Here is a 20,316-nt window from a genome sequence, read left to right as displayed (position 1 = left end):
CAATTATGCAGGATTTTTTTTATATTGCTTTAAATAAAGCACTTTTAATGAAGCAATTAATTACACTATTTTTATGCTTATTTTCTGTAATAAGTAATGCACAAAATTATGAAACCCAATGGAAAGACGTTTATCAGTCCGAATTGAACAAGCATTATAAAACGGCAAACAATCAAGTAGAAAAAATCTACCATAAAGCAGTTTCTGAAAACAATAGTCGTGAAATTATTAAAACTTTTTTTTACAGAAATAAGTTAAAAGGTTATATTGAAATAACCGATTCAAACGATGTTTTTAAAGATATTGATAAAGAAATTAAAAGATTAAACCAACCCTACAAAAGCATTTTACAAACCTATAAAGCGCAACTGTTAACAGAATATTTTTTTAAAAAGGAATATTTAGTAATTGAGCTTGATAAAGTTAAAGAGCCTTATAGTAAAAACAATATTGAAAATTGGCGTACAATAGATTTTGTTAATGAAATAGATAATCTTTACAATGAGGTTTTTAAAAATGAAGAATTATTAAAAAAATCAAACGAATTTTTAGGAGAACTTGTACAAAAAGAAGAATTAGCTGAAATAAAAAATTATAAGCCTTATGAATTGCTTTGTTTTGAATGGATTTCAATTTTTGAGAAGAAAGCCCTTCAGCAAAATAATATATCGGAAGTTGTTCATTTAAAAGCAAGCGAAGTTCTTGATTTTACGACTAATTTTACCACCTATAAATTTCCTGAACCTTTTTCTAAAGTATTTGGTATATATCAAGATTTAGAGTTGCATTATGAAAAGGAAAATGATTTTTTAAAATTAGATCAAATCAAGTTAAAACGATATCAAAACTTTTCAGATGCGTTGAATTTATCCTTTGATATAAAAGATCAGTTACTTTCTAATATTTTAGAAACAGTAAAAACACGTAAGTTTAAATCAAAAGTAATTGTAGAAAAAGTAAATCTATGGTATAAATATGGATTAAAAAATCAAAAATCAAATACGTCTTCAACTGCAAAAGTAGCTTGGGCTAAAGCGGTAGAATATATACTTTCCTTAAAAGATTTTGAACTAACAGCTACTGAATCAGTTTATTTAAAAGATGTTTACAACACTATTACCGATAAAAAAACACAGACCAATCTACCCAAATACCTTTTAAAGAATACTGTAGATAAAGGTTTTATTCGTTTGGCTAATACCGATACTCTTTTTACGAAATTTTATAAAGTTGATAACATTCATATGGCAAATAGCCTAAAAAATGATTCTTTAAAAAAAGAGTATGTTTTAAAACACACACCTGCTTATGAAAAAATTACAACTTCATTAAATAAAGAAGCAGATCATTTTGAAAAAGAGTATGAATTTTTAATTGATGGTATCGATAAAGGGCACTATTTGGCGTTTACGTCTCCAACTAAAGAGTTTAGTTCTAAACAAAAGTTTTACAATTTCCATAACATAATTGTTACCGATGTTGTTTTGTTTTATAAAGCAGAAGCAAAAACTATCGATTTTTATTTTTTAGATCGCAAAACGGGAAAAGCTTTCATAAATCATAAAATAAAAATTAATGGTAAAAAATATAAAACAAATGAGTTTGGGATAGTATCAATTATAAAATCTAAAAAAGTAACAAAAGAAGAACAAATTAAGCAAACCGAGTTTTTAGTTCAGTTTCAAGATGAAGATTTTTTATTTGAAGAAGTTTGTGATTTTGATGAAGAAGAATTAATCTATAATTATCAAAATAAAAGTAATAGATATGTTGAGGAAGATGAAGAAGTAATAATGAATTTTTTTACAGATAGAAAATTGTATCGTCCTGAACAGACAATTTATTTTAAAGGTGTTTTTGTAGCAGTAGATCATATAAAACAAATAAAGAAGATTCTTCCTAATACAAGATTACAAGTTTTTGGAACTGATGATAATGGTGTGGAATTTTATAAAAAAGAATTTGTAACCAATGCTTACGGAAGTTTTGCAGATTCTATCAGTATTCCAAAGAAGGCAAATATTTCTAAAATCAATATAACGTATGATCCTCCTACAGATTTAACAAAAGAGGAAAAACTTTTTTGGAAAAAATATACCAATACATCTGGTGGTATTACGTTGCACGTAGAAGAATATAAGCGACCAACTTTCTCGGTTTCTCTAAACAATTTTAAAGAAAATGTATCTTACGGACAAGAAGTTACTTTAACAGGTAAAGTTTTAAGTTATGCAAAGGCACCCATTTCTAATGCGAAGATAAATGCCAAAATTGATTTAACTGAATATGCTACTCAACAAGATTTTTATGCTATTTCTAAAACTTGGCAAACAATAGAAACAACTACTAACGCTACAGGAAATTTTTCTGTAAAATTTCTTTTAAAGCCAATACCAAAAGATAGTTTAGTTTATCAACCAATCCATGATTATAGAATTGCAATTAATGTAAAAGATGCTTCGGGAGAAGCACAAACAACTTATACAGAACTTAAAGTAAATCATAACGATTTCAGTTTACATTTCCCTGAATACAATAAAAAATTCCAGTTAGATTCAGATTTTGAACTGTATATAAAATCAACCAATGCAAACGGCACGTTTAAACCTGTTTCAGGAACATTAAAAATTATTCGCAATGAATATAATAATGATTATGTTAAAAAGCGATTATGGCAAGCACCTGCGCTACAAAATATTCCTATTGAAGAATTTAAAAAGCATTTTCCAGATGAAAAATATATATCGAACAAAGAAAATGTTGAAATTGAAGTTTATTCTAATAAAATCAATATCACAGACGATAAACCTTTTATAATAGGAAAACCTGATTGGATGTTAGCTGGCAATTATAATGTTGAATTTATTACAGACGATAATTTTAAAGCAGAAAAAATATATAGTAATTTTTATGTAGCCGATCCTAATGCTGTTCCAAGCGATAACCAAGTAGTAAGCCTAGAATTAACCAACACTGAAATAAAAAATAATGAACTTACTTTAAAAGTAAATGCTGTTTTTAATGATGTTTTAGTGTTTGTTCAAGTACAACAGAATTATGATATTTTACCAACAACAACTTTTCTAAGTAAAAAAGGGTTTTCTGAAATTAAACTTCCATTAAAAGATCAAAACACAAATCAAGTTTTTATAAAATACTATTATGTTTATGACAATAGAGCATACGAAAACATTCTTGAAAATGAATATTTCGCAAGAAAAACAAAACATGCAAATGCAGAAGTTATTCATTTAAAAAACAAACTAATACCAAATACAAAAGAGCAGATTCTTTTAAAAATTACCAACGATGATCATAAACCTTTTGTTGGTGAAATGGTAGCATCAATGCACGATATTAGTGCAGAAAGTATGCTAAATAACTATTACGACAGTAATATCTGGAATTTTTATACGGGTTATTTTTCATATTCAGATGAGTTTAGTGAGTTGTATTATGACGGACAAATAAATAATAAATACCTACCAAATTACAGCTGGAGTATTGTTTTAGATCAAAAGCTATTAATAAATTACCCTCAAATTAATACGTTTGGCTTTAGTTTATACGACGATTATTATGTAAAAATGCGTTATTACGATAATATAAAACGTAATATAATATTCACAGAACCTAAAAAAGGGTTATTACAATTATATGGATCCGTTTACACGCAAGATGGAGATCCAATTCCGGGTGCAACAGTTATGTTAGATGGTTCTAATCAAGGAACTGATACAGATGAAAGTGGTAATTTTATGTTATTTGTTTCTCCACAAGATGTTTTAAAAGTTTTTTACGAAGGATTTAAACCGGTAAAATTTATAGCAGAAGATTTTAAAGGCAGAATTGTAATGATAGAAGATGAAGCTATGTTTTTAGATGAAATTGTTGTTGATACTTACAGAACGTACGCACCTACATTAAGTGATTTAAGACCTGTTTATGATTCAACAAAAAGTACAACGAAAGACAATATTCAAGCTATAATTAATGAAACAATTGTAGAATTTAAGTTTTCAGAAAAAGATAACAATACAACAGTTGTTTTACGAGGAGTTGGCTCAATAAACAATGCAGTAGAGCCACTGTATGTGGTTGATGGAATACCGGTAAGTGCAGAACGCTTTAGAACATTAGCTTTTAGCGACATTAATAATATTTCGGTTTTAAAAGATAGTGGTGCTACTGCTATTTATGGAAACCGAGGGGCAAATGGGGTAATACTAATAACGACAAAGAAAGGCGACGTAAACGAGATGACCGATGTTAAAATTCGTAAAAATTTAAAAGAAACAGCTTTTTTTAAACCTTTTATTTACCTTGATAAAAATAATTTATACGAAATAAATTATACTGTTCCAGAAAGTTTAACCGAATGGAAATTTAGAGCATTAACACACAATACTAATGCTGAAGTAAGTTATTTAGAGACTAGTATTTTTACGCAAAAAGATGTAACTATTCAACCAAATATGCCACGCTTTTTGCGTGAAGGTGATCAAGCATTTTTACGGGCACGTGTTTCAAATGTATCCGATCAAATACAAAACGGTAAGGTTCTTCTTCAATTAAAAAATGCATTAACCGAAGAAGATTTAGAAAATGTAGTTCTTTCAGAGAACTTACAAGATATTCAAATTCCACCTAATGCATCAACATTTGTTGAGTGGAATATTCAAACTCCTGATAATATTCAAGGATTACAATATGTTGTTTCAATTAAAACCGCAGAATATTCAGATGGCGAACAAGCTATAATTCCTATATTAAGTAAAAAGCAGTTTGTTTCTGAATATGTACCTGTTTGGCAATTAGGTAATACAACAAAAAAATATCAATTGTCAGAAATGAATAATAATAATACAGATAAAACAAATCTTAATTACTCTATTCAATTGTCATCTAATGATTTTTGGTATGTATTAAATAAATTACCATATCTTTTAAGTTATCCTCATGAATGTACAGAACAATTAGCTTCTAAATATTTTGCCAATCAATTAGCATTAAAAATTATTAATGAAAATAAAGAAATTCAACAAATATTAAAAGATTGGAGTAGTGTAGATAATACAAAATGGGATAATGATAAAAACTTGAAAGAAATAATAGAAAATGAATCTCCTTGGCTACAGGAACTATTATCAACCAAAGAACGTAGAAAAAAACTTGCTGGCTATTTTAATAAAGAGGTATTGCAAAAATCGAGCAATGACTTATTACATAAAATAATTTCACGCCAGAATGATAATGGAGGCTTGGGTTGGTTTTCAAATGAAAATGATGATTTTTGGATTACACTACAAGTGTTGCAAACATTTAAACAGCTAAATGAGTTGAATGTAAATTGGAATAAAGTAGATTATGAAAAATCAATTAATGAAGCTCTTCTTTATTTAGATAATATTTTATTGAAAGAGAAAGATACAAAATCTGTTCCGCTACAAAAGTGGGTAGATTATATGTATTTAAGATCACATTTTAAAACACAATTGCCTATTGAAAATAACTTTGTTGAAAAATGGAATAAGGTTTTGGAAATTATAGAAAAAGATTGGCTTGAAGCCGATGTAACATGTAAAGCAAAATCCGCAATTATATTTAAAAATGAGGGAAATACTGATTTAGCAACTAAAATTATTAAGCAGTTGAATGAATCGTCGCTAGTTGATGAATCTTTTGGAATGTATTGGAAAACAACATCAAATGCTGTTTCATTTTGGAGTACACCTTCAGAAGAACAAAGTTACGCTATTGAAGCTTTTGAAAAAAATAATGAGGATGAAACTAAAATATTATCCTTAAAATCAAGACTATTAAATCAAAGTAACTATGATAGTTTTGGATCAACAAAAGCAACTGTTAACGGCATATATGCATATTTATTAGGAAATAAAAAAGTAGATGGCAAAAGTACTCTTCATATATCCGATAAATTAAATGAAGCAATAGATACAGAAAATAAAAATTTAAATGAATATGGTGTTTATGAAATTAATTTTACTAAAGATGCTATAAGTTCTAATCTACAAGAAATTACAATTGAAAATCCTAATAAATCACCAGTTGTTGGGAGTATAAGTTACAATTTTTTACAAGATATAGATAAGGTTACCAAGACAAATAATAAAGAACAACCATTTGTTATTCAGAAAAATTATTTCAAAGAAATTAGTAACGAAAGAGTAATAGTTAATAATTCTCAAGAATTAAAAATAGGAGATGAGGTTTGGATACGTTTAAAATTTTCGACAAAAGAAAATACTTCGTATGTTCATATTAAAGACAATAGAGCTAGTACATTTGAACCATTTTTTGAGTTAAGCGGTATAAAGTACGAAAATGAATTGCGATACTTTTACAAAGGAAATGATGCTTCAACAAATTTCTTTATCAATTATCTTCCAATAGGAGAATATAATTTATGGTATAAAGTAAAAGTTAATAACGTGGGGGTATTTTTAGATGGATTAACCATAATGCAAAGTATGTATGCACCGCAATACAATGCGCATTCAGAAGTAAACCGATTAACTATTAACTGATAAGTTTTCACACATTTAATTCGTAAATATTAATTTGAAAGTAATAAAAAAGGTTTAACTTTTGTAGTTAAACCTTTTTGTTTTTATATTATTTAATCTGCGCTTTCTTCAATTCAAGCTCTTGTTTGTTTACTTTTAGTTTTAATTCTGAAACCTTTGTTTCCATTTTAACAAGCTTAGATTTTTCTTTAATTTCTTTTTCGAAATCCATTTTATTTTTCAGTTTTTTACGCTCAAATTCATTTTTGGCTTCTTCTAATTTCATTTCTGCCTTGCGTAAATTATCTTGAGCTTTTTTTAGTCTGCCTTCTTCTTTTGCAATAGCTTTTTCTTTATCGGCAGCTTTTTTCTCTGCTTTCATTTTTTGCTTTTGCTCTTTTTCAAAAGCTTTTTGCTTTTTTTGTGCAGCTTTGGCTTCTCTTTCTGCTTTTTTCTTAGCATTTTTAGCTGCTTTTGCTTCTTGTTTTGCTAATTTTTCTTCAGCTTTTTGTTTTGCTTCTTGTGCTTTTAAAATTTCGGCTTCGTAATTGGCTTTGGCAGTTTCTGCTACTTCAATAGTTGTAGATTCAAGAGCTGTATTAGCTGCAGTGTCTTGTTTTAATACTGGTGTATTCTCTTCAGTAACTGTTTGCGTAGCATTAGTATTATTCTGTTGTGCAGTTGTGTTAACTTGTGCTTGTACTGTGTAATTTAAGCCCAACACGATACAAGAAAATAAAACAATTTTTTTCATGATATATATTTTTGATAAAATTATAAATTTAATTTTGATTTAGCAAAATTTATGCCATGTTACCATTCATTAACCTTATTGGCATCTAACTTTAAAAAGATGAACAGCAAAAATGTAAACGCAATTAAACTAGATCCACCATACGAGAAAAATGGTAATGGTACACCAATAGTTGGGAAAATACCTATAAGCATAGATACATTTACAAAAAAGTGCATAAATAAGATGGCAGCTACGCAATATCCGTAGATCCGAGCGAAATTATTTTTTTGTTTTTCTGATAAATAAACAACCCGTAATATTAACGTTACAAAACAAGCAATTACTATTGTAGATCCAACAAAGCCCCATTCTTCACCTACCGTAGTAAAAATATAATCGGTATGTTGTTCGGGTACAAAACCACCTTTTGTTTGTGTTCCTTCTAAAAATCCTTTACCAATCCAGCCGCCCGAACCAATAGCAATCATTGACTGGTTTAGGTTATAGCCTTCTTTTTTCATATCAACATCATCTCCCAACAATACATTAATACGGTCTTTATGGTGTGGCTCTAAAACATTATCAAACACATAATCTACAGAAAATACAAAACTACTCATTACAACCGCTAAAATGGCATAAACAAATGGGTTTCTATTAATAGTTTTGTTAAAATAGAAATGAACGCCACAACCTAAAACTATAAGTAATATTAAAAATAAAGGCTGTATTACCAATGCTAATATAAAAAGGATAATGGCTAAAAAACCAGTCCATAAATACCATGCCGGAAATCCTTCACGATACAACACTAAAAATAGAATTGAAAAAATCATGCCTGACCCAGTGTCGGGTTGTAACATTATAAATGCCACGGGCAAGAAAATAATTCCCATTGCAATACCTTGTTCTTTAAGGTTTTGAAAAGTAGTTTGGCTTTCGGTTATGTATTTAGATAGAAATAAAGCGGTACCTATTTTAGCAAATTCCGATGGTTGCATGCTTATGCCTCCAAATTGATACCAGTTGGTTTGACCTTTAATGGTTTTTCCAAAAATAAAAAGACCCATTAACAATACAATTCCTATTACGTAATAAATAAGCGAATATTTCTCGTAAACCTTAGCGTCTAAAGATAAAATTACAATAATTACAGGAATAGCGATACCAATAAAAAGCAGTTGTTTACCATAAATTTGGCTCATATCAAAAATAGAAGTATCTTCTAATGGTAAAGATGCCGAATAAATATTCATCCAACCAAAAATAACAAGCACAGCATACAAAAATATACTTAACCAATCTACATTGGCAATTACGCTTTGGTTTGCTAAATGTTTAGTTTTTACCATTTTGTTTGGCTTTTAATTTCTCTAGTCGTTGTTTTTCTAATCGTTTTAAACGTTCTTTTTCTTCTCTTTGCTTTTCTGCGATATCTTTTAAAATATAATTTGATGATAAATCGCCTTCTAACATACGTTTTTCTAAATCGGTTCGGGTAATTTCTCCTTTTAGATACTTTTCTATCATTAAAGACGCAATTGGTCCTGCCCAAGTTGCCCCAAAACCACCATTTTCAATAAAAACCGCAATTACAATTTTTGGATTTTCTTTTGGTGCAAAAGCTAAGAAGACCGAGTGGTCTTGTAGTTTTGTTTTTTCTCCATCAACAGTAGCAAAATTTTCTACTGTTCCGGTTTTTCCACAAATATTGACATCAGGAATTCTCAATCGGCTTGCCGTTCCCGATAAATAAACTTCTGCCAAACCTTCAATTACAGGTCTAAAATGTTGTTTATCGATCGTGGTTTGTTTTTTCTGAATGAACGATTTATCAATCTGTTTATTTTCAATTTTTTTGATGATGTGAGGCGTGTAATAATAACCTTCGTTTGCAACAGCACACATTACATTTGCCAACTGAATTGGCGTCATTTCAACTTCCCCTTGACCAATTGCGTTTGATACTATGGTAGATCCTTTCCAGTTCCAACCTTTATATACTTTATTGTAAAGATCAGATCCGGGAATTCTTCCTTTTTGCCCAGACGGTAAATCATATCCCATATATTGTCCTAAGCCAAAACTTTCTAAATGCGATTTCCATGCATCAACACCTTGTGATGAAGTTGGATATTTAGCTACAAGTCGCAAGTAAGCCTGTGAAAAATAGGTGTTACATGATTTTGCTATTGCCGGATGAAGATTCCAGCTGCCGGCATCGTGACATTTTATAAAACGACCACCCAAATAAAAACCATGGCTGCAAGGAAAACGCGTTTGGGTATCAATAACCTCTTCTTGCAAACCAATTAATGCGGTTAAAATTTTAAAGGGAGATCCGGGTGCAAACTGACCTTGCAATACTTTGTCAAAGAAAGGTTTTCCTGGTACACTGTCAATTTTTACATAATTTTTTGAACGATCGCGACCTACTAACATTCCCGGATCGTACGAAGGTGCGGTAACCAAAGCCAAAATTTCACCTGTTTTAGGTTCAATAGCTACAATTCCCCCACGTTTTCGAATCATTAATTCTTCGCCGTATTTTTGTAATTCTTTATCAATAGTTATGGTAACATCGTTTCCTTTTACGGCAACGGTATCGTAAATACCTTCTTTAAACGGACCAATTTCTTTATTGAATTTATCTTTTTGAATGTAATGAACCCCACGAATTCCACGTAAATCTTCTTCGTAGGCTTGTTCAACCCCACGCATACCAATTAATTCACCTGATTTATAATACGGTCTTTTTTCTAATTCCATTTCATTGATCTGACGGATGTATCCAAATACATTCGCACCAAAATCAACTTGATAATCGCGTAAATTTCTCTTCTGAATATAAAATCCTTTAAAATGACGAATTTTTTCTTGAAATGCAGCAAACTCCGTTTTTGTTAATTGGGCTAGAAATAACGATGGTAATCTTGGCGAGTATACTTTCGCTTTTTCTAATTTTTTTAGAAAATCATCTTTTGTAATTTCTAATATGTTGCAAAGTTCTAAAGTATCAATATTTTTAACTTCACGAGGAATAACCATAATATCGTAACTTGGTTGGTTTGCAACCATAAGCTGCCCCGTTCTATCGTAAATATAACCTCGTTCTGGATATTCATATACAATTTTTAGCGCATTGATATCTGCCTTTTTCAAGAAAGAATCATCAACAATTTGCAAAAAAAATAATCTTACAACAATAATTATTGTAGCGATAATAATTATGATTGGAAACAAAAGTTTTCTCATTTTCGTGGCGATTTTATCAACCCAATAATCAGGAATATTAGTAAAATACTAAAAATAGATGATGTTACTACACGAAGTAAAATTTCTAAAATAAAATTAAAGTTAAAAACTTCTAAACCAATTAATATGGTATGATGTATTAAAACACTTGTAACTACATAAGTGACTAATTCAGACGATATTTTGTCTGTAATACGCATCATGTGAAATTCGTAACTGTAACCAAAAGACATTTTTAATAAATTTTCACGCACAAAAGCCAACGTAAGACAAGCTGTTGTATGTACACCACCTGAATTATTAAAGGTATCTAAAATTAACCCTAGTAAAAAGCTAAAAATTAAAAATAAATGGCGATTTGTATTTAATGGATATAGTAAAATAAATAATATGTAAGGGTAGGGCGTTACGTATCCAAAAAAGTGGATATTGTTAAATACTGTTACCTGAAAAAATACAAGAACAATAAAACGGAATGTATTTAAAACGGTTGTATTATTCATCGCTTACAGTTTGTTCTTCAAGTTCAATAATTTCTTTAATTTTTACATGTTCTATTAAATATACCGAACTTATATTCGTCATATCATTAAACAAACGCACACTAATGGTATAAAAATTAGAATTTTTAGAGGTGAATACTTTATCAACCAAACCAACCGGGACATTTTCAGGGAAAATAGTAGAAATACCACCTGTAACAATAGAATCGCCTTTTCGCAGTGCAGCTAATTTAGGAATGTCCATTAACTGAACATAACCTGCATTTTTTCCGTCCCAGGTAATTGTTCCAAAGTGATTGGTATTGCTAACTTTTGCACCAATTTTAGTATGTGTATTTAAAATACTTTGTATGGTTGCGTAATTTTTTGATACATTTTCTACAATACCAATAACACCTTTAGCGTTAATTACCCCCATGTCTTTTTTAACACCGTTTACTAAACCGCCTTTAATGGTTAAATAATTTTCTTTTTTATAAAAAGAATTTTTTATAATTTTTGCATTAAACAACTTGTAATCTTGAGCAATACGAATTTCAGGATTAACCGCAAATGTACTGTCAATAATCAATTGGCTATTGTATAAGATTTGCTTCATTTTGGCGTTTTCTTCTGCCAAACGATTGTTTTCGTCTTTTAAATGCAAATATTCAGTAAGGCTATTGGTTTTTTCATAAATAGTACCTGAAACAACATTTGCACTATGTAACATTTGACTTTGATGATACGAATGCGTTTGTACAGTTAAATACAATGAAACTACTAAAAGCAGCAAAAACAGTAGCTTAGTACTGTTTTTTGTGATAAAATATATGATTTGCTGCATACTAAATGTGCGGTTTTATTTTATTAGGATGCTTTTGAATTTCTCTATATTTTTAATTACGATTCCTGTTCCGCGAACAACTGCGCGTAAAGGATCTTCAGCAATATAAACCGGTAAATCTGTTTTTTGAGAGATACGTTTATCCAAACCTCTTAACATAGAACCACCACCTGCTAAATAAATACCTGTGTTGTAAATATCGGCAGCTAATTCTGGCGGTGTTTGCGATAATGTTTCCATTACGGCATCTTCTATACGCTGAATTGATTTATCTAAAGCCTTCGCAATTTCTCTATAAGATACGTTTACCTGTTTTGGTTTACCTGTTAACAAATCTCGACCTTGAACCATTAAATCTTCTGGACCTTGATCTAGATCTTCAATAGCAGCACCAATTTCAATTTTAATTTTTTCTGCAGTTCCTTCACCCACAAATAAATTGTGTTGTGTACGCATGTAGTAAATAATATCGTTAGTGAAAACGTCACCAGCAATTTTAACCGATTTATCACAAACAATACCGCCTAATGCCAAAACAGCAATTTCGGTAGTACCACCACCTATATCAACAATCATGTTACCTTTAGGCTGCATAATATCAACACCAATTCCAATAGCTGCTGCCATAGGTTCGTGTATTAAATAAACTTCTTTACCATTTACACGTTCACATGATTCTTTAACGGCGCGCATTTCAACCTCTGTAATTCCAGAAGGAATACAAACAACCATACGCAATGCCGGTGTAAATAATTTTTTCTTTAATGCAGGAATACTTTTAATGAACAGATTGATCATTTTTTCAGATGCATCAAAATCTGCAATAACACCATCTTTTAACGGACGAATAGTTTTAATGTTATCATGTGTTTTTCCTTGCATTAAGCTAGCTTCTTTACCTACAGCAATTATTTTTCCCGAAACACGGTCGCGAGCTACAATAGAAGGGCTGTCAACTACAACTTTTCCGTTGTGTATTATTAAAGTATTTGCAGTACCAAGGTCCATAGCGATTTCCTCGGTCATGAAATCAAAAAATCCCATATAATTTTTAAATGGTATTAAGTTAAACTATTCCGTTATATTTTTAATGTTTAAAGTGACGGATACCAGTGGTTACCATAACCATTTGGTTTTCGTTACAATAATCAATGCTTAAATTGTCTTTAATTGATCCGCCTGGTTGAATAACAGCTTTAATACCTGCATTTTTAGCAATTTCCACACAATCAGGGAAAGGAAAAAACGCATCACTTGCCATTACGGCATCTGTTAAATCAATACCAAACGCATTTGCTTTATCAATAGCTTGTTTTAAAGCGTCTACACGAGATGTTTGTCCTGTTCCAGAAGCGCACAACTCTTTGTTTTTAGCTAAAACAATCGTGTTTGATTTTGTGTGTTTACAAATTTTAGATGCAAATAATAAATCTTCAATTTGTTCAGCATCAGCTACTAAAGAAGTAACGTTGGTTAAATGCTCTTTAGTATCTGTTACGTTGTCTTTATCTTGAAATAAAATTCCGTTTAAACACGTACGAACTTGTGTTGTTGGTAATTTTATATCGTTAATTGTTAATATAATTCTGTTTTTCTTTTCTTGTAAAATAGTAACAGCATCGGCATCATAACTTGGTGCAATTACAATTTCGCAGAACAATTTATTAATTTCGTCTGCTGTTTCTTTATCAATATTGCCGTTTGCAATTAAAACACCACCAAAAGCAGATGTAGGATCACCAGCCAAAGCCGCCAAATAAGCTTCTTTCATGGTTGGTTTTTGTGCCACACCACAAGCATTGTTATGCTTTAAAATAGCAAATGTAGGTGCATCGCCTTTAAATTCGTTCATTAAATTAACGGCAGCGTCAACATCTAATAAATTGTTGTAAGATAACTCTTTTCCGTGTAACTTCTCAAACAATTCGTCAAAATTTCCGTAGAAAATTCCTTTTTGATGTGGGTTTTCTCCGTAGCGTAAAGTTTGTGCTTCACTTTCACTTATTTTTAAAACTGGTTCATTTATTTCCTGATTGAAATAATTGAAAATAGCTCCGTCATAATGAGAGGAAGTGTGAAATGCTTTCGCAGCTAAATATTTACGTTGTACCAACGTTGTTGACCCGTTTTCTTCTGTATAAAAATTCAAGAACGTAGTGTATTCTTCAACCGATGCTACAATCACAGTATCTTTAAAATTTTTTGCTCCGGCACGGATTAATGAAATTCCACCGATATCAATTTTTTCAATAATATCCGCTTCACTTGCGCCTGATGCAACTGTTTTTTCAAACGGATACAAATCAACAATAACTAAATCAATCTGTGGGATGGCATAATCTTTCATTTGTTGAACATCCGTTTCGTTATCCTGACGGTTCAAAATTCCACCAAAAATTTTCGGATGTAACGTTTTTACACGTCCGCCTAAAATCGATGGGTATGAAGTAACGTCTTCTACTGGTACAACCGGAATTCCCAAATCTAAAATAAACGTTTCGGTTCCACCTGTTGAATAAATAGTTACGTTGTTTTTATGCAATTCTCTAACAATTGGCTCTAATCCGTTTTTATCAAATACTGAAATTAATGCCGATTGAATTTTTTTAGATGTACTCATTATTGTTGTTCATTGTTTTTAAGGTGCAAAAATAGTATATGTTATTGATTTAATGAAAATTATTTGTGATGATTTTTTGCCATTTTGAAATATTTTTTGTGGTTATTTTCAACAGTATTTTTTTTGTGGAAAAAAATTGAATATTAAAATAATAAGTTCTATTTTTAATTTAGAAAAATTTATAAAATAAAAGTATTATGAGAAAAATTTTATTTCCCGCATTATTGTTGTGCGGTATGGGCTTAACTGTTGTAGGATGTAAAAAAGAAGCATCTGTGAATGCAGACGGAAAAGAAGTTGTTGCAGTGGATAATATGCAAGATGCCAATGCAATAATTGAATTTAACAACAATCTTATTCAAAAAAGTTCAAAGGATCGATCTAATTTAGAGCGTGTAGTAAGGTATTTGGAAGGTATGGATGCTTTTATTGGAGCTCAAACCCCAATTTAATACCACCGGTTACAATACCAAGCATATCTAAATTAGCGGAAGCTCCCGATGCACTTGGTAAAAACAAAGAAGCTGTTAAAACACTTATTGCAGATTCCACAAAAAAGATCGATGACATTAAAAAGAAAACCGACGAACTTGTAACTTACATTAAAGCCGAAGATTACAAAGATGATAAAGGCGCAAAGGCACAAACAAATAAGGCTGAAATAATGAAACTTATTGATGATTTTTATGTAACCGAAGGTAAAATAACTACTATTTTACAGCCAATTTCAGATGGCGCTGAAGAAACTATTTTAAAAGATCATCCGCTTAAAGATTACATTTTAGGAAGCAAAAAAGTGCTTGCACAATCGCAAAATATAACTACTTTAGTTACTGATCAATATAATGAAGATGTTTACGATATTCCTGCAATAAAAAAACAGTACGATAGCTTGGAAAAAGAAATTAAAGCTAATACGGCAAAGGAATTTAAAGTAAGTGATGCTTCATTACAAAGTAAAAAGAGTTCTTATGAAGTTTTTAATAAAGAGGCTGATAATTTTTTGGCAACTTTACGTAAAGTGTTGCGCGCAGCCGAAACCAGTAAAACAATTTCAGTAGCACAGGCAACTGAAATACAAAATGGTTACCAAAATGTTGTAAGTCGATATAATAATTTTGTCGATTAAAGATTAAAAAAAAGCAAGAACTTATTTGGTTCTTGCTTTTTTTCTGTACATCCGTGGAAACGTTTTAACCGGATATTGTCTTTTATGCGGAATATTATTAAAAATTAAAGCGGCAATAAATAAAATAAGTACACCAGTAAAAACGGGCGAAAAAACATATTCATACCCCAAATTGGTGATAGACGGACCGCCGGTTACTGCAATTAAGGCAGTTGCACCACCAGGCGGATGTAATGATTTTGCCATTTGCATTCCGATAATTGATAATGAAACGGCTAAAGGACCTGCAATCCAAACATAATCACCTAAAATTTTATAGCAGGTAACTCCGATAATTGCCGAAATTAAATGTCCGTTAAACAGGTTTTTAGGTTGTGCTAATGGACTTCCGATGGCGCCATAAATTAATACACAACTTGCTCCGAAAGATCCAATTAATAAGGTTAGATCATATTTTGAAAGTAGTTCGAAGTTTAAATAGCTTATGGTTCCCAAACCTACAAATGATCCTACAAAAGCCCAAAAGTGTTCCTTAAAATCTACTAATGTTTCTTTATATAAGAGATACCTCGTTCTGCGGTATGTTTTCGTTTTTTTGAGTGCCATTTTAATATAATGATGTGATATAGCGTTTTATTACAATTCTTACTTTTTGATAACCATTTTTTTGATTTCATTCAGTTTCATTAAAGCTTCAACCGGAGTTAGTGTGTTGATGTCTAAATTCACGATTTCTTCTCTGATTTCTTCTAAAATAGGGTCGTCTAAATTAAAAATGGATAATTGCAAATCGTCTTGTTTCAAGGCTTCTTGCGAGCTTTCTGTTTTATGACTTGCTTCTAATTTTTTAAGGATTTTTTGTGCTTTTTGTACGACTAAATTTGGCATTCCAGCCATTTTTGCCACGTGAATACCAAAGCTGTGTGCACTTCCGCCCGGAACTAATTTTCGTAGAAATAATACGTTGTCTTTTAATTCTTTAACTGAAACATTGTAATTTTTGATACGATCAAATTGTTCGTGCATATCGTTCAATTCGTGATAATGCGTAGCAAATAGTGTTTTCGCTTTTTGAGGATGTTCGTGAAGATATTCGGCAATTGCCCAAGCAATAGAAATTCCGTCGTAAGTGGACGTTCCTCGACCAATTTCATCTAACAAAACCAAACTTCGGTTGGTTAAATTGTTCAGAATAGATGCCGTTTCATTCATTTCCACCATAAAAGTCGATTCGCCCATAGAGATATTGTCTGATGCACCGACACGAGTGAAAATTTTATCAATAATGCCCATTCTCACAGAGTTTGCCGGAACAAAACAACCCATTTGTGCCAACAATACAATCAATGCTGTTTGACGTAAAATAGCCGATTTACCCGACATATTTGGCCCGGTAATCATAATAATCTGTTGCGAATCGGTGTCTAAATACACATCGTTTGCAATGTAAGGTGTTCCAATAGGTAACTGCTTTTCAATAACCGGGTGTCGACCGTCTTTGATTTCTAGAACAAAACTTTCTTCCAATTCTGGTCGTACATAATTATTTTCAATCGCCAATTGCGTGTACGATTGTAAACAATCTAATTGAGCAACTAATTGCGCATTGAGCTGAACAGGTTGAATATACTGCGCACACCACATTATGAATTTCTCGTAGATTTCGGCTTCAATTTTAGAAATGCGTTCTTCGGCTCCTAAAATCTTCGTTTCGTATTCTTTTAATTCTTCGGTAATGTATCGCTCGGCATTCACTAATGTTTGTTTGCGGATCCAATCTGCAGGAACTTTATCTTTATGTGTATTTCGAACTTCGATATAATAGCCAAAAACGTTGTTAAAGGCTACTTTCAATGACGGAATTCCTGTAGCTTCGCTTTCTCGTTGTTCAATAGCTTCTAAAAATGATTTGCCCGATTGCGAAATATTCCGAAGTTCGTCTAATTCTTCATTAACGCCGTTTGCAATGGCATTTCCTTTGTTTAACGCCACCGGAGCATCGGCAGAAATAGTAGTAGAAATTTTTTCTCGAAGCAATTCACAAGCGTGTAAATTATCGCCAATGACTTTTAAGGCATCGTTTTTAGATTGTAAAGCCGATTCTTTTAATGGAATAATCGCATCTAAACTTTCTTTTAATATAACGAATTCACGAGGAGAAATTTTTCCGGTAGCCAGCTTAGAAATCAATCGTTCTAAATCGGAAATCTGTTTGATCTGGTATTGAAAATTCTGTAAAACATCTGAATTTTCTTTGAAATAATCCACCACATCAAAACGCTTGTTAATGGCATCAATATCCTTTAAAGGCAATGCCAACCAGCGTTTCAACAAACGTCCGCCCATAGGTGACAATGTTTTATCGATCACATCTAATAGGGTAGTGGCGTTTTCGTTGGCAGAACCGTACAATTCTAAATTTCGAATCGTAAATCGATCCATCCACACATACGCATCTTCAGCAATTCGCTGAATATTTGTAATGTGCTGTATTTTATTGTGTTGTGTTTCAGAAAGATAATACAAAATAGCACCGCACGAAATAATACCTTCTTGTAATTCATCAATACCAAATCCTTTTAATGAATTGGTTTTGAAATGATTGGTTAAGCTTTCGTTGGCATAATCATCTTTAAAAATCCAATCTTCTAAATAAAACAAGTTGAAATCACTTCCAAAATGATGTAGAAAATGATTTTTATTTCCTTTTTGAACTAAAACTTCACTCGGTTTAAAGTTCTGTAACAATTTATCGATGTATTCTTCATTACCCTGTGATGTAAGAAACTCGCCGGTTGACACATCTAAAAAAGCAATTCCGATGTTTTTTTTACCAAAATGAAGCGCAGCTAAAAAGTTGTTACTTTTTGATTGTAAAACTTCATCGTTAATGGCAACACCCGGTGTAACCAATTCTGTAACTCCGCGTTTTACGATGGTTTTAGTCATTTTAGGATCTTCTAACTGATCGCAAATTGCCACGCGTAAACCTGCTTTTACCAATTTAGGAAGATACACATTTAAAGAGTGATGCGGAAAACCAGCCAATTCGGTTTCGCTGCTTGATCCGGCTCCGCGTTTGGTTAAAGTAATGCCCAAAACTTTTGCGGTACGAACGGCATCTTCGCCAAAGGTTTCGTAAAAATCGCCCACTCGAAACAACAAACACGCATCAGGATATTTGTTTTTTATCTGATTGTATTGCTGCATTAATGGGGTTTCTTTTTTTACTTTTTCCTTTGTTGCCATCGTTGAAAATTTTAACTACAAATGTACGTTAAATTTAGAGATGCTTCAAAAAGTTGTAGATAGGAAATTTTGTAGAAAGTTTTAAATTTTATAAAAAGAAGTTATAGACTTGATAAGCTATATAAAAAAATGTTTCTCTTAATAAAAAGATGAATTTCGCTTTTGTTGATTGATATTTGCTAGTTGTAGTTGGTGATGAATATGCTTGTAAATTCAAATCTTTAGCCATCATCATTGATCTTTTCATATGCAATGGATCACTAACCAATAAAATTTTCGAAAAATTGTTTTGAAGTGTTATTTCTTTTGCAAATGCTAAATTTTCTTGTGTAATTTTTGATTTTTCTTCTATCAAAATATCTTGAGTAGCTACGCCATTTTTTATAGCATACATTTTAGCGACATACGATTCTGATAATTTTTTGTTATCTGAAATACCTCCTGTAAATATGATTGATTTTACATAACCATTTTTATATAAATAAATGCTGTGATTGATACGTTCTTTAAAAACAGGAGAAGGTTCGTTATTCCAAATTCCCGCTCCTAAAACAATTGCAGCATCTGCTTTTTGTGTCTGATTAATATTTGAAAAAAGAGAAATATTTACAGCAATTAAAATGAAATACCCTAAGGTAAATAAAAGAAAAGTAATTGCGATTTTTTTAAAATTTACACTTATTTTCAAACCAGTTTTTTTCCTTAATTGCTAATGTATAAAAATACACAAAATTTTTACACCCCATATTTCTTTTTTAAAAGTAGGATTATTTCTTCACAGGTTTCAGCTGATAACCTTTCGGAAACAAAGCTTTTCCACAGATTGTCAATTAACAGTAACACAATTTCAGCTTCCGTTTCGGATTGTGGGTAATTTAAAGCTTCAAAAGTTTCAATCAACCGACTACGACTGGGTTTCATAAAATTGATGTGGTAATGTTGCGCAATCTGATTGAGTGGTAAAATTTTATACTGCATCCGCCAAAAATCAAATTGATTAGTCACTAAATGCAAGGGTAATTCGATAAACTGCGCTAAAAAGTCACTTTCTTTTTCTGCATTTAAAAACTGATTGGTAATACGTACAGCTTCCACATACCCTTTTTTGATTAGATCTTCCAACAAATTGTCTTTTGTTCCAAAATGTTTGAAAATAAGGGCCTCAGACACACCAGCTTCCAACGCAATAGATTTGGTGGAAGTCGCTCTTGCACCTTGTTCGGTAAACAGGTTTAGGGAAGCAGTTAATATGTCTTGTTTTTTACTCATTTTTTTTAGATTTCAGATTTCAGCCTTCAGCTAACTAACTAATTCGTGAATAATTTTCTTTTCTTTGTCATGTTGGGAGAAACACCCTGGAGTAGAAAATCTTAAATAGATTCCTCGTCGCTCGTGACCTCGCTCTGTCGGAATGACAAAAGATATTACCTGTCATGTTGAGCGAAACACCGTGAAGCCGAAAATCTTAAAT

14 protein-coding genes are annotated in these 20,316 nt (G+C 31.3%); 3 read left to right on the top strand and 11 right to left on the bottom strand.

Going from position 1 to position 20,316, the window contains the following annotated elements:
- Positions 1 to 5 precede the first annotated feature (5 nt).
- Entirely contained in the window at positions 6 to 6,548 is a 6,543-nt protein-coding gene (locus EG242_RS04600) for an alpha-2-macroglobulin family protein (RefSeq protein ID WP_124898734.1), read from the top strand.
- Positions 6,549 to 6,636: 88 nt separating this feature from the next.
- Here EG242_RS04600 and EG242_RS04595 read toward each other — a convergent pair whose 3' ends face one another.
- From EG242_RS04595 to purH, 7 genes are read right to left on the bottom strand one after another with little or no spacing between them, the layout of a single operon-like run.
- Complete coding sequence (locus EG242_RS04595; protein WP_124898733.1) at positions 6,637 to 7,281, bottom strand: hypothetical protein; 645 nt, start codon at positions 7,279 to 7,281, stop codon at positions 6,637 to 6,639.
- A gap of 59 nt (positions 7,282 to 7,340) precedes the next feature.
- The gene (rodA, locus tag EG242_RS04590; protein WP_124898732.1) at positions 7,341 to 8,615 is read right to left on the bottom strand and encodes a rod shape-determining protein RodA; all 1,275 of its coding nucleotides are present in this window, start codon (positions 8,613 to 8,615) and stop codon (positions 7,341 to 7,343) included.
- Positions 8,602 to 10,518 carry a penicillin-binding protein 2 gene (gene mrdA / locus EG242_RS04585; protein WP_124898731.1) on the bottom strand — a complete coding sequence of 639 codons (1,917 nt, stop codon included), beginning with the start codon at positions 10,516 to 10,518 and terminating at the stop codon, positions 8,602 to 8,604. Before mrdA ends, rodA begins: the two co-directional genes overlap by 14 nt.
- Positions 10,515 to 11,021 (bottom strand): rod shape-determining protein MreD, encoded by a 507-nt coding sequence (locus EG242_RS04580; protein WP_124898730.1) that lies wholly within the window; start codon positions 11,019 to 11,021, stop codon positions 10,515 to 10,517. The genes mrdA and EG242_RS04580 overlap by 4 nt, the downstream gene beginning before the upstream one ends.
- Positions 11,014 to 11,847, bottom strand: coding sequence for a rod shape-determining protein MreC (mreC, locus tag EG242_RS04575; protein ID WP_124898729.1), 834 nt, complete (start codon positions 11,845 to 11,847; stop codon positions 11,014 to 11,016). Before mreC ends, EG242_RS04580 begins: the two co-directional genes overlap by 8 nt.
- 15 nt (positions 11,848 to 11,862) lie before the next feature.
- A complete protein-coding gene (locus EG242_RS04570; protein ID WP_124898728.1) occupies positions 11,863 to 12,891 on the bottom strand; it encodes a rod shape-determining protein in 1,029 nt (342 codons plus the stop codon).
- A gap of 43 nt (positions 12,892 to 12,934) precedes the next feature.
- Positions 12,935 to 14,467, bottom strand: a complete 1,533-nt coding sequence (gene purH, locus EG242_RS04565) for a bifunctional phosphoribosylaminoimidazolecarboxamide formyltransferase/IMP cyclohydrolase (protein ID WP_124898727.1) — start codon at positions 14,465 to 14,467, stop codon at positions 12,935 to 12,937.
- A 197-nt stretch (positions 14,468 to 14,664) separates the two neighbouring features.
- On the opposite strand from purH, the gene EG242_RS04560 reads away from it, so the two are divergent.
- Both EG242_RS04560 and EG242_RS04555 read left to right on the top strand, forming a co-directional pair.
- On the top strand, positions 14,665 to 14,919 hold the full coding sequence (locus tag EG242_RS04560) for a hypothetical protein (protein WP_124898726.1): 255 nt from the start codon (positions 14,665 to 14,667) through the stop codon (positions 14,917 to 14,919).
- Positions 14,919 to 15,596 carry a DUF3829 domain-containing protein gene (locus tag EG242_RS04555; RefSeq protein WP_124898725.1) on the top strand — a complete coding sequence of 226 codons (678 nt, stop codon included), beginning with the start codon at positions 14,919 to 14,921 and terminating at the stop codon, positions 15,594 to 15,596. The genes EG242_RS04560 and EG242_RS04555 overlap by 1 nt, the downstream gene beginning before the upstream one ends.
- Before the next feature lie 21 nt (positions 15,597 to 15,617).
- On the opposite strand, the gene EG242_RS04550 is transcribed toward EG242_RS04555, so the two are convergent.
- The 4 genes from EG242_RS04550 to EG242_RS04535 all read right to left on the bottom strand — a co-directional run bounded on the left by EG242_RS04550 (position 15,618) and on the right by EG242_RS04535 (position 20,114).
- On the bottom strand, positions 15,618 to 16,202 hold the full coding sequence (locus EG242_RS04550) for an HPP family protein (RefSeq protein WP_124898724.1): 585 nt from the start codon (positions 16,200 to 16,202) through the stop codon (positions 15,618 to 15,620).
- A gap of 39 nt (positions 16,203 to 16,241) precedes the next feature.
- Positions 16,242 to 18,845 carry a DNA mismatch repair protein MutS gene (mutS, locus tag EG242_RS04545; protein WP_124898723.1) on the bottom strand — a complete coding sequence of 868 codons (2,604 nt, stop codon included), beginning with the start codon at positions 18,843 to 18,845 and terminating at the stop codon, positions 16,242 to 16,244.
- Positions 18,846 to 18,933: 88 nt separating this feature from the next.
- On the bottom strand, positions 18,934 to 19,533 hold the full coding sequence (locus EG242_RS04540) for a YdcF family protein (protein ID WP_203227681.1): 600 nt from the start codon (positions 19,531 to 19,533) through the stop codon (positions 18,934 to 18,936).
- A 47-nt stretch (positions 19,534 to 19,580) separates the two neighbouring features.
- Complete coding sequence (locus EG242_RS04535) at positions 19,581 to 20,114, bottom strand: TetR/AcrR family transcriptional regulator (RefSeq protein WP_124898722.1); 534 nt, start codon at positions 20,112 to 20,114, stop codon at positions 19,581 to 19,583.
- Positions 20,115 to 20,316 lie beyond the last annotated feature (202 nt).

It is taken from the genome of Paenimyroides viscosum, assembly GCF_003858535.1.
GTDB classification, from domain to species: Bacteria; Bacteroidota; Bacteroidia; order Flavobacteriales; family Flavobacteriaceae; genus Flavobacterium; species Flavobacterium viscosum.
Note: the sequence above shows the minus strand (reverse complement) of the source record. Positions and strands in the feature narration are given on the sequence as shown.